Source organism: Lichenifustis flavocetrariae (assembly GCF_026130545.1).
Lineage (GTDB): Bacteria > Pseudomonadota > Alphaproteobacteria > Rhizobiales > Beijerinckiaceae > Lichenihabitans > Lichenihabitans flavocetrariae.
Genome location: NZ_JAMOIM010000001.1, coordinates 508,172 through 524,469 on the forward strand (window position 1 = coordinate 508,172; position 16,298 = coordinate 524,469).

8 protein-coding genes are annotated in these 16,298 nt (G+C 65.9%); 6 read left to right on the top strand and 2 right to left on the bottom strand.

Going from position 1 to position 16,298, the window contains the following annotated elements; genetic code table 11:
• Positions 1 to 182 precede the first annotated feature (182 nt).
• From M8523_RS02325 to M8523_RS02350, 6 genes are all read left to right on the top strand, one after another.
• Positions 183 to 2,666, top strand: a complete 2,484-nt coding sequence (locus M8523_RS02325; RefSeq protein WP_282583198.1) for a PAS-domain containing protein — start codon at positions 183 to 185, stop codon at positions 2,664 to 2,666.
• 159 nt (positions 2,667 to 2,825) lie between these two features.
• Positions 2,826 to 4,334 carry a tRNA (adenosine(37)-N6)-threonylcarbamoyltransferase complex ATPase subunit type 1 TsaE gene (tsaE, locus tag M8523_RS02330; protein WP_282583421.1) on the top strand — a complete coding sequence of 503 codons (1,509 nt, stop codon included), beginning with the start codon at positions 2,826 to 2,828 and terminating at the stop codon, positions 4,332 to 4,334.
• A gap of 29 nt (positions 4,335 to 4,363) precedes the next feature.
• Entirely contained in the window at positions 4,364 to 5,068 is a 705-nt protein-coding gene (locus tag M8523_RS02335) for a nucleotidyltransferase family protein (protein WP_345894215.1), read from the top strand.
• Between the two features lie 29 nt (positions 5,069 to 5,097).
• A complete protein-coding gene (gene addB / locus M8523_RS02340) occupies positions 5,098 to 8,211 on the top strand; it encodes a double-strand break repair protein AddB (RefSeq protein ID WP_282583423.1) in 3,114 nt (1,037 codons plus the stop codon).
• Entirely contained in the window at positions 8,208 to 11,723 is a 3,516-nt protein-coding gene (addA, locus tag M8523_RS02345) for a double-strand break repair helicase AddA (protein WP_282583199.1), read from the top strand. Before addB ends, addA begins: the two co-directional genes overlap by 4 nt.
• Positions 11,720 to 12,601 (top strand): NAD(P)-dependent oxidoreductase, encoded by an 882-nt coding sequence (locus M8523_RS02350; RefSeq protein ID WP_282583200.1) that lies wholly within the window; start codon positions 11,720 to 11,722, stop codon positions 12,599 to 12,601. The genes addA and M8523_RS02350 overlap by 4 nt, the downstream gene beginning before the upstream one ends.
• Before the next feature lie 70 nt (positions 12,602 to 12,671).
• On the opposite strand, the gene ligD is transcribed toward M8523_RS02350, so the two are convergent.
• Positions 12,672 to 15,341, bottom strand: coding sequence for a DNA ligase D (gene ligD / locus M8523_RS02355; protein ID WP_282583201.1), 2,670 nt, complete (start codon positions 15,339 to 15,341; stop codon positions 12,672 to 12,674).
• 95 nt (positions 15,342 to 15,436) lie between these two features.
• The gene (locus tag M8523_RS02360) at positions 15,437 to 16,270 is read right to left on the bottom strand and encodes a phytanoyl-CoA dioxygenase family protein (protein WP_282583202.1); all 834 of its coding nucleotides are present in this window, start codon (positions 16,268 to 16,270) and stop codon (positions 15,437 to 15,439) included.
• Positions 16,271 to 16,298 lie beyond the last annotated feature (28 nt).

Below are 16,298 nucleotides of genomic sequence, written 5' to 3' on the forward strand. Positions count from 1 at the left end.
CTTCTGAGCGCGGAATCCAAGGTCTACAGTCAGGTGATTCGAAACGCCCGGTGGCGGATTGGGGACACAAGCCGACGCCGTGCGGTGGCTTGATCGTACAGGGCGAAAGGCAGGGAATGGCTTGGTTATGGGGTTTTGCGGGCTGTGCAGCCAAACCTCGTTCCGCCGCACCGTCGCGCCCTGTGACGGGGCCCGCAAAGCTCAACGACAGGCTCCTTCGACGTGTCATCGGTACGGGGTGGACCTTCGGTGTATCCGCTCTTTGCACGCCCCTGAAGGCGGACGAACTTCACACCGTCGCAGCCGACATCGTGGCGCAGCATGGCGCTTTTGCGGGCGCGGCTATCTTCTGCGGCCTCGTCCTCTTCTCCACCATCACGGCGCTTCTTTACGTGTTCGGACGGCGGCGATGGACCGATCGGGAACGACATCTTCTCAGCGAACTGGACCATCTTCGAGCGAAGCTGGACAGGGCTCAGGTCTTTCTGTCGGCTGAGCCTCAGATCGTCATCGCCTGGCATTCCATGACCGGCGACCCGGACATCGAGGGCGACTTCGCGCTTGTCAGCGATACACCTATGCCCCGCCGCATTCTCGGCTTCGGATCGTGGCTGCCGCCCGAATCCGCGCAGGCGCTCGACCATGCCGTCGATCGCCTGAGGTCCCGGGGCGAAGCCTTTCGCATGGCGGTCCGCACAAAGACCGGACGTCACATGGAAGCGGACGGTCGCGCAATGGGTGGACGCGCCATCCTTCGACTTCGCGATGTGTCCGGAGACCGCCTCGAACTCACGCGGCTTCGCGAGCAGCATGGTCGCGTGATCAACGATCTGGAGGCCCTGCGGAAACTCACGGACAATATCCCTGACCCCGTTTGGGCGCGGGATGCGAGCGATCGACTCGTATGGGCAAACAGCGCCTATGTGAGAGCCGTCGAGGCGCACGATCTGGACGACGCCGTCTCGCGCGGCACAGAACTCCTCGATAAAGGCGCCCGCGAGGCGTCGGCCCTGGCGCGCCGCGACGGCGGCATCTGGCGTGCCCGCGCGCCGGCGATCGTGGCCGGCGCGCGCCACATGCTGAACGTGATCGACGTCCCGAGCCCCGTGGGGTCCGTGGGCATGGCGATCGACCTGTCCGAACTGGAAACGGCACGCGAGAACCTCGCCCGTCAAGCCTCGGCTCACGCCCAGCTTCTCGACCGGCTGTCGACCGGGGTCGCCATCTTCGATCGCAACAAGCGGCTGCAATTCTACAACGCCGCCTATCGCTCGATCTGGGCGCTTGGCCCGGCCTTCCTCGACTCCAAACCGTTCGATGGCGAGATCCTCGACCGGCTTCGGGCTGAAGGCCGGCTTCCGGAACAGGCGGATTTCCGCGTCTGGAAGGCCTCGGTGCTGTCCGCCTACCAAAGCGTCGATGTGGCGGAGCAGATCTGGTACCTGCCCGACAGCCGGAGATTGCGGGTCGTCACCAGCCCGAGTCCGGATGGCGGCGTCATCTATCTCTTCGACGACACCACCGAACGCTATCAACTCGAGTCCAAATTCAACGGCCTTATTCGGGTGCAGGGTGAAACGCTCGACACGTTACGCGAGGGCGTGGCGGTGTTCGGAACGGATGGGCGGCTGACGCTGTTCAACCCGGCTTTCGGAACCATGTGGGACATGGACCACGCGCTTCTTTGCGGAAGGCCGCATATCGACGAAGTGGCTCACCGCTGCCGCAAACTGTGCCAGGACCCTGACGACATCATGCACTTGCGATCCGTCGTTGCGGGCTTCGCGGATGAGCGGCTGACATTCGAGCGCCGCGTTCATCGCATTGACGGGATGGTGCTCGATTGCTCTGCGGCGCCTCTCCCCGATGGGGCGACCCTGATCACGTTCACCGATGTCACCGACGGGGTGAACATCGCGCGGGTCCTGACCGAGCAGAACCAGGTGCTGTTGGAGGCCGAACAGCTTCGCAACAACTTCGTGCACCACGTGTCCTATGAACTGCGATCGCCGCTGACCAACATCATCGGGTTCATCGAGTTCCTGGGCGACAGTTCCGTTGGTGACCTCAATCCCAAGCAGCGGGAATATACGGGCTACATCCTGAAGTCGTCGGCCGCGCTCCTGGCGATCATCAACGACATTCTCGATCTTGCGACGATTGACATGGATGCCATGGAACTGGCGCCGGGCACGATCGATATCGTGAGTACCATGGAAGAAGCCGCCAAGGGCGTGCAGGACCGGCTCGCCGACAATGGTGTAGCGCTCGACATCGTGGCTCTCGATGGAATCGGCTCCTTCCGGGCGGATGGCAAGCGCGTGCGGCAGATCCTGTTCAACCTTCTGTCCAATGCCATCGGGTTCTCGACCCCGGGCCAGCGGGTGACGCTGGCAGCGATGCGGCGGGACGACTCGGTGGTGTTCAAAGTGACCGACCAAGGCCGCGGCATCCCGCTCGATATGCTCGACCAGGTGTTCGACCGCTTTCATTCCTATACGGCCGGCTCGAAGCACCGGGGCGTCGGTCTCGGCCTGTCGATCGTTCGTTCGCTCATGGAACTTCACGGCGGCAAGGTGCTGATCGACTCGGCGCCGGAAGAAGGAACGACGGTCACCTGCATCTTCCCGGCCCGTGAAGTCATGGCGATCAGCGCGACCTCCTGAGGAGGGTCGAAGCTGCAGGCGGCCGGTCTGACCTGGCAGGAAGGGCCATGAACGCACCATTTCTTGTTCGGCAAGGGTTCCTCATATAGTGACGGCGAGCGCCCCAAGAGGAGAATCCCGTTGCCGATCAATCCGGCATCCCAGCCAACCTTTTGGTCTGTGACAATATCCGACGAGACCGAGCTGAGCGGTCTCGTGAACACCTTGGTCGCGACCCTGCGGGTCGGCGACTTCGTGGCGCTGTCGGGAGGCCTCGGGGTGGGCAAGACCACCCTCGCGCGGGCAATGATCCGGGCGTTGGTCGGCGATCCCGAACTGGAGGTGCCCAGCCCTACCTTCACGCTGCTGCAGACCTATGAGGGGCAATCCTATCCGATCGCCCATGCCGATCTCTATCGGATCGACGGGGAGGATGATCTTGCGGAACTCGGCTGGGACGAAGTCATCGAAGGCGCCCTGGTTCTGGTCGAATGGCCGGATCGCATTGCCGATCGTCTACCGCCGGATCGCCTCGACATCGAGATGTCGCTTGTGCCAAGCCTCGGCGCCGAGACGCGCAGCGTCATGATCACGGCCTATGGCACCATGACGTCCCGGCTCAAGCTGGCGCAGGCCATCGAGGCACTACTCGAACGTGCCGGTTTCGGCGGGGCCAGCCGCAGCTTCATGACGGGGGACGCATCGACGCGGGCCTATGAACGTCTCTCGCGAGCGGATGGCCGCAAGGCGGTTTTGATGATCTCGCCGCCGCGCTCCGATGCCGTGGTGGTCCGCTTTGGCAAACCCTATCATCATGTCGCCCGTCTGGCGGGCGACATTCGACCCTTTCTCGCGATCGATCGCGCGCTGCTGGCTCGCGGCCTTTCCGTGCCTGAGATCCTGGCGGTCGATGCGGGTAGGGGCTTGGCCGTCATCGAGGATCTCGGCAATGAGCCTCTGGTGCGTGGTGGCGCACCAATCCCAGAGCGCTATGGCGAAGTCGTCGCTCTCCTGGCTTGGCTGCATGATCAGAACCTTCCCGAAGAGATCCCGGGTGAAGGCGGCGTGCCATACCAGATCCCGCCCTATGATCTCGATGCTCTGCTGATCGAAGCCGAACTGGTGCTGGATTGGTACGCGCCTGAAATCGCAAAGATCACGTTGCCGGCGAGCGCACGGGCGAATTTCATCTCGCTCTGCAGCAAACTGTTCGGCGAGGTTCTGTCGGGTCCCAAGACGTGGTCCTTGCGCGACGTTCATTCACCGAACCTCCTTTGGCAGTCCGGGCGCGAAGGCCTTGCTCGCGTGGGCCTGATCGATTTCCAGGACTGCGTGATCGGGCATCCGGCCTACGATCTCGTCTCGCTGCTGCAGGATGCGCGCGTCGCCGTACCGGACAATTTGGAGCTGCAACTTCTCGGCGCCTACGCCCAGCACCGACGCGCCGTGAACGCGTTCTTCGACATGGCCAGCTTTGCCGAGGCCTATGCGATCCTCGGCGTTCAGCGTGGCACCAAGATCCTCGGCGCCTTTGCGCGTCTGAACAAACGCGACCGCAAACCTCAATACCTCGCGCATCTGCCGCGGATCGAGGCCTATCTGGCCAAAGGGCTGGCGCACCCCGCGTTGAGCGAGATGCGCTTCTGGTATCAGACCTACCTGCCGCGAACCCTGGGTTTGCGTCGTTGACCTCGCCAACACCACCCCGCAACGCCATTGTGTTTGCGGCCGGCCTCGGCACCCGGATGCGGCCGATCACCGACACGATCCCCAAGCCCCTCGTGAAGGTCGGCGGCAAAACGATGCTGGATCACATGCTGGACCGGCTGGAGGAGGCCGGAGTCGAGCGCGCGGTCGTCAATGTCCACTACCGTGCCGACCAGATCGAGGCCGCGCTGAAGGGCCGGTCGCATCCCGAGGTGGTTGTTTCCGATGAGCGCGAACTCTTGCTCGATCAGGCCGGCGGCATCATCAAGGCGTTGCCCGAGTTTGGGCGTGAGCCGTTTTTCATCTGCAACACCGATGCGCTGTGGCAGGAGACGAGTCCCACCCTTCGCCGCTTGGCCGCCGCCTGGGACGGCGATCGCATGGACGTGCTTCTCATGGTCGCCTCGACCGACACCAGTATCGGCGTCGACTGGGACGGCGACTTCAGCATGGCCGGCGATGGGCGGCTGATCCGTCGGCAGGAGGGGCGCGTGCCTTTCGTCTACGCGGGCGTCGGCATCATCAAGCCGGCGCTGTTCGAGACGCTTGAGCTCCGGGTCTTGAAACTCGCTCCTTTCTTCTTCGCGGCCGCTGCGCAGAACCGCCTGTTCGGCGTCGCCCTTGAGGGCACATGGCTGCATGTCGGCACGCCGCAGGCTGTTGGCGAGGCAGAAGCGGCGTTTGCAGCCGGCTTAGACGGTGCTGAAGGGGGGTAGAAACGATCGGAGCCCCCAATGTCTTCACCATTCCGGCTGGCGCACCGTTCCTCGACACCCTCGTCGATGCCCTGTTGGATGGGCGCCTGGTCCCTGGTTTCAGCCGCGATCTGGGACCGCTCGGCATGGTCGATGCGACGATTTACCTGCCGACGCGTCGGTCTGCCCGTGCGCTGGCGGCCACAATCGCAAGCCGCATCGGGACCGCGGCGTTCCTGCCCCGCATCCGGGCTCTCGGCGCATTGGACGACGACAACGGGCTCTTCGACGATCTAGCCCTCGGCGAGGGCCTGCAGGTCGAGATCCCCAAAGCGATCGAGCCCCTGGCCCGACGCATGATCCTGACGCGGCTCATCCTGCGTTGGAGCGAGTCCGTGCGGCACGCGCTTGTGTCGGTCGGACCCGACGGCCGGCGTGAAACACAGGAGCACGAGGCCTTCCTGGTCGCCACCACGGCGGCTGACGCCTGGCATCTGTCGGGTGAACTCGCGGCTCTGCTCGACGAACTGACCATCGAAGACGTGAGTTGGGCCGCCATGAAGCCGCTGGGCACGGAGGCTTTTGACCGCTACTGGGCCGTGACGCTGGACTTTCTCGCGATCGCAATCGAGCAATGGCCGGCCATTCTCGGCAGCCTCGGGCTGATCGATCCGGCGGCCCGGCAGGCAAGGTTGATCGAGGCCGAAACGCTCCGCCTGCAAAGGCCGGGGGCTCGGTCGGGCCCGGTGATCGTTGTCGGCTCAACCGGGTCGAATAGGGCGACAAGCCGGCTTATGGCGGCCATCGCGTGCCTGCCGCAAGGGGCCGTGGTCCTGCCAGGGCTCGACCAGTATCTCGACGAGCCGAGCTGGGCCAGCATTGACGGGACACGCTTCGATCCGGGATCGGCGGCCGGGCATGCCCAAGCAGCCATCCGCCGTCTGCTCCCGGTTTTGGGAGTCGAGCGGACCCATGTTGTCGGCCTGGGTGAGGTCGCACCGGCGCTTGCGGCGCGGGGTCGCTTTGTCAGCGAGGCTTTACGCCCAGCGGACTCGACCGATGTCTGGCATGCGCTTGGCCCGGATCCCTCCGGCGCCGACCTCGGGTCGGCCCTGGCGGGGATCAGCATCGTCGAAGCCGCCGACGAACGGGAGGAAGCGCTCGCCTTGGCGCTCGCCCTGCGCGAAGCGCTGGAAGGTCCGGGTTCGGCGACCCTCGTCACACCGGATCGTTCGCTAGCCCGCCGCGTCCGTGAGGAACTGATCCGCTGGGACATCGTCATCGACGATTCCGGCGGCGAACAGCTCGGGCAGACCAGCGCGGGAGCGCTCGCGCGCCTCGCGATCGAGGCGGCATGCGGGGACATGGACCCCGTCGCGGTGCTTGCCCTTCTGGCACACCCGGCCGTCTGTCTCGGACGGTCCCGCGCGACGGTGACGCGGCTGTCGCGCCTGCTGGAGATGGCGGTGTTGCGAACGACCCTGGACGCCGGCGCGCTGCTCGATCCGTCGACGCTCATGGCCAAGACGCGCGCGCGGGCCTCCGACCCACATGCGCCGCGATGGCTGCAGGCGATGGATGAGGACACGTTCGGGGCCATCGAGAACCTGCTCGAAGACCTGCTCGCCCTCCTTGAACCCCTGCGCCGTGCGCGACAGAGCCTGCCGGCCTGGATCGACGCGCATGAGGAGGCCGTCGTGGCGCTGGCGGCCACAGAGTCCGAGGCAAGCGGGCTGCGTGGCCCCGACGCCAATGCGCTCATGACACTGTTCGAGGAACTCTCCGAGGCGGCGGACGGCGCGATTACCTTGGAGGGCGGCAGCTATGCCGCCCTCTACGACCGCATGGTCTCGGAAGTGCCGGTGCGCGGCCCCGAGCGAAGCCATCCCCGCCTCAAGATCCTCGGTCTTTTGGAAGCGCGTCTGCTGTCGTCGGATCGCGTCCTGCTCGGCGGACTCGACGAAACGGTCTGGCCCACTCAGGTCAGCGCCGATGCCTTTCTGAACCGGCCGATGCGGGCCGTCCTCGGTCTGACGCCGCCCGAACGCCGGATCGGTCAGGACGCGCATGACTTCACGATGGCGCTGGGTCAGCCCGAGGTCATCATCAGCCGTGCCGCGAAGCGGGGTGGATCGCCGACGGTGCCGTCCCGATTCCTGCAGCGCATGGCGGCTGTCGCCGGAGCAACCCATTGGGATCGCTGCCGCGCCCGCGGCCGCATATACCTCGACATGGCGCGCGCGCTCGACCGGCCGGCGCAAGCCATCACGCTGGCGCGCCCATGTCCCAGGCCACCGGTAGAACTCCGCCCGACAGCGCTCAGCGTTACGCGGATCGAAACCTTGCGCCGGGATCCTTACGCGATCTATGCCGATCGTATCCTCCGGCTTTCGGCACTCGATCCGGTCGCCGCGCCGCTCGGGCCGCGCGAGTGGGGCACTTTGTTTCACAAGGTGCTGAGCGACTTCACGGCGGCATGCCCAGGCGGTCGGCTCCCGGCGAACGCCGAGGCCACGCTGCTCGAACAGACCCGCGTGGCCTTCGCACCTTTGCTGGGGGACCCCGGGTTCCAAGCCTTCATGGCGCCGCGTATCGAGGGCTGGGCCAAGGCGTTCTTCCTCTGGGAGGAGAAGCGCCGGGGTGAGATCGCCACGATCGCGGTCGAGGAGAAAGGGGCGATCGACCTTAAACTCCGCGACGGCTCGGCCTTCACGCTGCGCGCCAACGCGGACCGGCTGGAGACCACCAAAACGGGTTTGGTCCGGATCATCGACTTCAAGACGGGGCGCGTGCCTTCGAAAAAGGAGGTGCAGGTCGGCTTCGCGCCGCAGCTCACGCTGGAGGCGGCCTTGGCCGAACAGGGCGGGTTCGCGGCGCTTGGGCCGGGCGCGAAGGTCGAAGAGGCGCTGTATGTCGGTTTCGGATCCTCGGCCGACCTCGCCCTGACCCGGCTCGAATGGAAGGACCGCTCGCTGCCCGACGTGGTCGAGGATCATCTCACCGGTCTCGTGGCGCTTCTCAGCGATTTCCGTGATCCGGCGACCGGCTATCTGGCCCGTCCCTATCCGCAATTCCAGGCCAGGTACAGCGACTACGATCATCTGTCGCGGGTCAAGGAGTGGGCGGCCCAGGGCAGTGATCCAGGCGAGGGCACCGAGGGATGAGTTCCGCCCTTCCGCCGGTCCCCGTCGACACGATCGAGCGCCAGCGCCGCGCCTCGCATCCGCGATCTTCCGCCTGGGTGTCGGCCAATGCCGGATCGGGCAAGACACATGTGCTGACGCAGCGCGTCGTGCGTCTGCTGCTCGAAGGTGTCCCGCCGGCCCGCATCCTGTGCCTGACCTTCACCAAGGCGGCCGCCGCCAATATGGCGATCCGTGTCTTCGACGTGCTCGCGGCCTGGACAGGGCTCGACGATGCCGGGTTGCGCGATTCCATCATGGCCACGGGAGCGCCGCGCCCGAGTGCGACCGATCTGTCGACGGCCCGCAAGCTGTTTGCCCGGACGGTCGAGACCCCCGGTGGCCTGAAGATCCAGACCATCCACGCCTTCTGCGAGCGCTTGCTTCACCTGTTCCCCTTCGAGGCCAATGTGGCGGCGCGGTTCACCGTGCTGGACGACATGAAACAGGCCGATCTGCTCGAGGCCGCGCGGCGAGACACCTTGGCCCGAGCGGTGGCCTCGCCCGACATGGAACTCGGCCGCGCCGTCGCGTTCCTGGCCCAGGAATCGTCGAGCTTCGGCTTCGACTCCCTTGTCGCCGAGGCGCTCGGGCATCGCGAGACCCTGGCCACCGCCATGCTGATGGCCGGCGCGATCGACAATTTCGGTTCAGGCTTGAAACTGGCCTTGGGACTCCAGCCGACCGAGGATCTGGCCAGCATCGAGCATGGCATGATGCATGGCGGACTCGACCGCGCGACCTGGGGTGCTGTCGCGCGCAGCCTCGGGGCGGACGGCAGCGAGAAGAGTTCGACGGGCAACCGCCTTGTCAAAGCGGCATTGGCGACGGGCGAGGCGGTGCTCGAAACCTATCTCGACGTGTTCCTGACCGAAAAGCGGACACCGCGCGACGCCAAATATCTGGTCCAGGCCCTGCGCAAAGCCGAGCCGGCGCTCTGCGAGGCGCTCGACCGGGAGCGTGACCGCCTGTTCGGTCTTCTGGATCGCCGGAGGGCCGCCGAAACGTTGCAGCGTACCCTCGCGCTGGTGAGCGTGGCGAAGGCCGTGCTGGACAGCTACGAGACCGCGAAACGGCTTCGCGGCCTGTTGGACTTCGACGATCTGGTAGAACGCACCGGCACGCTCCTGTCACGGTCGAGTGCGGCCTGGGTGCTCTACAAGCTTGATTCCGGCATTGATCATGTGTTGGTCGACGAGGCGCAGGACACCTCGCCCGCGCAATGGCAAATCCTGCAGAAGCTGACGGGTGATTTTTTCAGTGGGGCCGGACAAAACGCCACCAACCGGACGGTGTTCGCGGTGGGCGACGAGAAGCAGTCGATCTTCTCGTTTCAGGGCGCCCGACCCGCTGAATTTGCGGCCATGCGCCGGATGTTCGAAGGTGTTGTCAGGCGCGGCGGGGGGCAGTTCGAGGCCATCACGCTCAATCTGTCGTTCCGGTCCACCACCGCCGTGCTCGATACGGTCGACCGGGTCTTCGCGACGGGGGGCCACGCGCAGGGGCTCTCCGGCACGGGTGACGCGCCGCCGCCGCACGTTGCCATGCGCAGCCGGACACCGGGTCTCGTCGAACTCTGGCCCGCCGTCGGGCCGCTGCCGCAACCCGACCCCGTCGATTGGCGCCTGCCGCTCGATCAGGCCGATGTCCAATCCCCGGCCGTGACCGTCGCCCGGCGGGTCGCCGACCGGATCGCCTCCATGATCGCGCCCAACTCGACCGAAACCGCCGAGGTGCGAGGCTCCGGTGCCCGGCGGCGCATCGGCCCGGGCGACATCCTCGTCCTGGTGCGAACCCGTAACGCATTCTTCGAGGCCGTTATCCGCGCCTTGAAGGACAGGCACGTCCCGGTGGCCGGGGCCGATCGGTTGCAGCTCACCGAGCATATCGCGGTCCTGGACCTGATGGCTGTCGGCCGCGCGGCGCTCCTGCCGCAGGACGACCTGACCCTGGCCTGCGTGCTCAAATCGCCGCTAATCGGGCTCACCGATGACGACCTCATCGCTCTCGCGCCTGGCCGTCGGGGCAGTCTGGCGGCGGCCCTGGAAGCCTCGACCGAGCCCGCACATCGGCGTGCCGCCGCGCGTCTCGCAGCCTGGCGCCGACGCGCCGCCACCGAAACGCCATTTGGCTTCTACGCGCGTCTGCTGGGCGCCGACGGCGGCCGGCGGGCGATGCTGGCACGGCTTGGGCAGGAAGCCGGCGATGTGCTCGACGAATTCGTGGCCCTCACGCTGGCTCACGAGCGCGACGGCCCACCCTCGCTGACGTCCTTCCTGGCGAAGCTGGAGACCCGCACTCTGTCGGTGAAGCGCGACATGGAAGCGGCCGGCGACGCCGTGCGGGTCATGACCGTGCATGCCGCCAAGGGGCTGGAAGCCAAGATCGTGTTCCTGCCCGACACCTGCAGCGCACCCTCGGGCCGGCACGATCCCGCGCTTTTTGCCTTCGACCATGGGCCGACGCGTTTCCTCGCCTGGTCGCCCAAACGCGACCGTGACCCTTTTCGCGTGGCGACGGCCCGGCAGGCGCTCCGGCAGGCCGCGATCGAGGAGCATCGCCGTCTTCTCTACGTCGCGCTGACGCGGGCCGAGGAGCGGCTCTACATCGGCGGTTTCCACGGCGCCGCGGGTCGCGCCGAGGGCTGCTGGTACGACATGTTGGCCGCGAGCGATCTCGGCCTGGTCGAAACGGCAGCGCCCTGGGATGCCACCGAAACGATCCTCCATCGACGCGATCCGGGTCTGTCGGCCGAAGTCGCGGCAGCCAGTGAAGCCGGGGCGCCAGTCGTCCTCCCGGCCTGGGTGACGACGCGGCCTGAGCGCGAGGTCAGTTACGCGCCCCCTGTGCGCCCGTCGAACGCGCTCGATGCTGCCGATCAGAGGCTTCCCGAGTCGGATCCGCTCACGGTCGACAAAAGGTCTCGCGCGCGCCGCGATGCCGCCGTCCTGGGTCGTCTCGCGCATCGGTTGCTGCAGCATTTGCCCGAGGTGCCTCGCGACCGCCGGATGGTTGCCGCAGCGCGCTACCTTGAGATCCAGGGGGCGGCGCTCGAACCGGCGCGGCGTGACACTCTGCAGCGGGATATTCTGAATCTCCTCGACGATCCGGCGCTTGCTCCCTTGTTCGGACCTGGCTCACGCGCCGAGGTGGGGATCGCGGGACGCGCGATCCTGGCCGACGGCCGCCCGCTCGACATCACGGGGCAGATCGATCGGGTGGGAATAACCGACGAGGCCGTGCTCATCGCCGATTTCAAGACCGGCCGCGCCCATCCGCTGGAGACCATCCCTCCAACCTACGTGACGCAACTCGCGCTCTATCGCGCCGCGGTCGCGCCGCTCTATCCGGCCAAAAGGGTGCGCGCGTTTTTGATCTGGACAGCTGGACCAACAGTCGTGGAATTGCCCGGGCCGCTGCTCGATGCGACGCTTGCCGAACTTGCACCTGCGCCCGGTGCCAGTGAGGCAACCATGGAATGGAGTGAGACATGAAAGTCGGATTCATCGGGCTCGGCGCCATGGGCATCGCCATGGCCCGGAATCTCTTGCGGGCCGGCCATGAGGTCACGGTCTGGAACCGCTCCCCGGAACCAGCCCAGAGCCTCGCGGGCGAAGGCGCCAAGGTGGCTTCCAGCCCGGTTGAGGTCGTTGCCGCCGAGGCCGTGGTGACGATGCTGGCAAATGACGCGGCGGTGAAATCGGTGTTTCTCGATGGCGGCGCCCTCGACCAGATGTCCAAGACCACCATCCATGTGAACTGCGCGACGATCTCGGTGGCGCTCGCCCAAGACCTCACGGAACGGCATCGCGCGCGCGGCCTTGCCTACGTTGCGGCGCCCGTGTTCGGACGGCCGGATGTCGCAGCCGCGCGTCAGCTCAACATCGTGGTGGCGGGTCCGGCTCAGGCGATCGAGACGATCCGGCCTCTGCTCGATGCGATGGGGCAGAAGACCTGGCCGGTCGGCGAAGAGCCGTTCCAGGCCAACGTAGTGAAAATCGGCGGAAACTTGATGATCGCGTCCGCGATCGAAGCCATGGCCGAGGTGGCTTCGCTGGGCGTCGCGCATGGCCTCGACCCGGCCGCGATGCTCAACATCTACACCTCGACGCTGTTCGCGTGCCGGGCCTACCAGAGCTATAGCGGCGGCATCGCAGCCCGACGCTACGAGCCCGCCGGCTTCAAGCTGGAATTGGGATTGAAGGATGTGCGGCTGGCGCTCGCGGCCGGGGACGCGACGAATGTCTCTCTTCCTTTCGGGAGCGCTCTCCGCGACGCGATGATGTCGGCCGTGGCGGCAGGTGATGGCCATAAGGACTGGTCGGCGCTTGGCGACGTGGCGCTCCGCCGCTCAGGGCTTGTCTCCGATTAGGCCTATGGGCCAACCAATCGGGTGAAGTCGGCACATGAGAGCGACACGTGACGCGCGGTCGAAGACCGCCTTACCGTGTCGCCTTCACCTTGCCGAGCTTCTTGATCGCATCCGCGAGCGGACGCGCCGCGTCATCATAGTCGGCCCAGGCCTTGCTCCGCGCCAGGAGAGCCGGGACCGTGCGGATCGTGAACCTTTTCGGATCGAGATCCGCCTTCACCTGCGTCCATGTGAGGGGCATCGATACGGTCGCGCCCGAGCGTCCACGTGGCGACAAGGGCGCCACGGCCGTCGAGAGGCGATCGTTACGCAGGTAATCGAGGAAGATGCGCCCGTTGCGGAGCTTCTTGGACATGTTCACGAGATAGAGCTCGGGATTGTCCCGCGCCAACCGGCTGCAAACCTCCCGCGCGAAATCTTTCGCGGCCGGCCAGGCGAGCGGCTTGCGCGATGTGGTGGCAAGCGGCGTGACGATGTGCAGCCCCTTGCCACCTGTCGTCTTGCAGAAGCTCACCAGACCGAGTGCATCGAGCCTGTCGTGCATCTCGCGGGCCGCCGCGACCACCGTCTCAAAGGGAACGTCCGGCCCCGGATCGAGGTCGAACACGAGCCGTCCCGGCACCTCCGGCGCCTTCGGCTTGCAGTTCCACGGATGCAATTCGACAGCCGCCACCTGGGCCACCGCCGCGAGGCCTTCCACGCGGTCGATCTGCAGGTAGGGTTTGCGGTCGCCCGCGACTGTCACAAGGTTCAAGAGGTTCGAGGTGCCCGGCATGGCGTGGCGCTGGAAAAACAATTCGCCGCCCAGGCCGTCCGGTGCCCGCAGGATCGAGCACGGCCGCCCTTCAATGTGGCGGATCATCCATGGGCCGACCGCCTCGAGGTAATGGGCAAGGTCGAGCTTGGTCACGGGCTTGCCGTCGCCGGCATCGGCCCACAATTGTTTGTCGGGATGCGAGATCAACACGCCCATCACGGCAACCTTGGCGCTCGCGCGACGGGACGTGGGCGGCTTCGCATCAGCTTCGACGCGTGCGGTCGCATCCGGCACGTCGACCGTGGCGGCGGGTGCGGGAACCTCCGCTTCGACCTCGGTGGCCGGTTTGTCGGCGCGCAAGCCCTTGAACGCCGCCTGACGCACCATGCCGTCGGTGGTCCATCCGGCGAATTCGATCTCCACCACGAGATCCGGCCGCACCCAATGGGTCCCGGCCTGTTTGCGCGGGGCGCCAACCCCGGTGAACGGCGATATCTCGGACGCGAGCGGATCGAGCCTCGGGAGTAGTTGGCGAAGCTTGGCCTCGCTGTAGCCCGTGCCGACCCGGCCCACATAGACAAAATGGGCGCCCCGGTGGACGCCAACGAGCAGCGACCTGAACTTGTCCGCCGTGGTGGTCCAGCCGCCGACCACGACCTCATGTCCCGCGCGGCATTTGGACTTTACCCAGGAATCGGTTCGGCCCGACACGTAGGGCGCATCGAGGCGCTTCGACACGATACCTTCGAGCGACAGCCGGCAGGCCGATTTCAGAACGGCATCGCCGCCTGTCTCGAAATGTTCGACAAAACGGATCAGACCCATGGGGGCGGGTGCGTTGGCGGCCAACAGGTCCTGAAGCTGCGTCTTCCGCCGCGCGAGCGGCAGGCCCCTCAGATCCTTGTCGCCGTCGAATAGGAGATCAAAGGCGAAGAACACGAGATCGTCGGTTTTTTGCTCCGAGATGGCGGCCTGCAAGGATGCGAAATCTGGTGCGCCGTGGTCGTCGAGGGCGACGATTTCACCGTCGATGATCACATCCGGCAAATGCGCCGCCGCTCCGGCGATCGCCTCGAACTTGGCTGCCCAGTCGAGGCCTTTACGGGTTTTCAGCGTCACGGCACCGGCGCTGACGCACATTTGGATGCGATAGCCATCGAATTTGATCTCGTGTCCCCAACCGGCTTCGGCGGGAGGCCTCTCGACGGCCGTGCAAAGCTGCGGTTCGATGAAGTCGGGCAAGGCAGCCGCGGGCTTGTGCATCGCTTTCGTTGGAGTGCGCCGACGTCCGGTCTTCTTGCGCTCGTCGGCCGCGAGACCCTTCGATGTGTCCCAGACGGCGGCTGCCGCCACCGGTTTGTTGGCGACACGCATGAACGGTTTAGGTCTTGGTCCTTTTCCTTCGGCGATAACGGCCATCGATCGACCGGAGGCCACGGAGCGGTCCTCCACCAGCAGGGCGTCGGCGTCGCCTTCATGGGCTTCAGCATCGCGATGTTTGATGAGCAGCCAATTGGTGCGCTTTCCCTTCGTGCGATCGTTCTTCAGCCGCACCAGGACCCAGCTTCCATGCAGACGGTCGCCCTCAAGTGTGAACTTGAAGTCGCCGGCCGCGAGCGCCTCCTCCGGGGCCTTCTGACCCTCCGGTTCCCAGTAGCCCCGGTCCCACAATTGCACCGTGCCGCCGCCGTACTGGCCTTTCGGGATCGTCCCTTCAAAATCGCCATAGTCGAGCGGGTGATCCTCGACCTCGACGGCCAGTCGTTTGTCATGCGGGTCGACGGAGGGGCCGCGCGTGACCGCCCAGGATTTGAACACGCCATCAAGCTCGAGCCGGAGATCATAGTGCAGCCGTGTGGCATCGTGTTTCTGGATCACGAAGCGGCGGCGGGCGGACCCTCCGGTGGCAGCCTCGCCGCTCGGCTCCAGGGTTTTCTCAAAATCGCGCTTGGCGCGGTAGGTCGAAAGCTTACTTTCGGGCACGCGGACCCTCGCCGGCGGTCAATGGGATCGCAAAGGCAACGCTCTCGCTCGTTCAGGAGTTCACCCGCGCTCGACGCGGGCTCATCTTCAGCCGGTCAGTCGGCACCCATGACGAGACCTTCGATGTCGTGTTTCTGGACCACCGGCACGAGTTCGTCCACGACCCGGCAGACGAGATGATGTTTGACGCTTTGCGGCAGCGCCGCGAAGTAATCGGGCGTGACCATCATGTCGTGTAGCGCCGCATGCCCGGCGCCCGGCGCATCGACCCCGAGCACAAGGACCGGGCGGGCGATGGGCGAACCGTGTTGGGTTCCGCGATGCATGGTCAAGGCAGAGCGGCAGGAGATGTCGCCCATGGACGGGTATTTGCGCACGGCCCGTTCGGCAAAACGCCCCCAGCTTTCCACGGATGGGAACATCTCGTGGTTCCAGCTCCGTCCGTCATCCCACTGCGTGCCGGGTGCGATTTCGAAGGGTCCCATCTCGGGCGTCACATCGACTCCGGTCAGATTGAACGCCAGCGACGTGATGCGATGGTCGCGCCAAGTGTCTTCCGGCGACGGGAAATCGCGATGCCAGGGTTGGTTCTTGGCACCCTGGAAAGGCGTGTCAAAACCGACTTCGACGATCTGATAATCGGGGCCGAGCACCGCTTCGCACATGGCCGTCACCCAGGGATGGGTCACGAGGTCGACGAAGCCACGCAGATCCTGCGGGTGGATCTCGACATACCAGCGGCGCGGGCCGCGTCCGACGGCGCCACCCTGTCGCTGTATGGCGCTCCAAAACGCGGTCATGATGTCCTCGCGCATGGCGTCAGCCCATTCGCGCGAGAAGGCGCCTTTGCGGCCGACGATTCCGTCGCGGTAGAGCGTTTCGCGATCCGCCGAAACGTCCAGACGATCTGCGGTTTCGCTCGAACTCATCCGATCCTCCCGAAGCCCATAGGGCTGC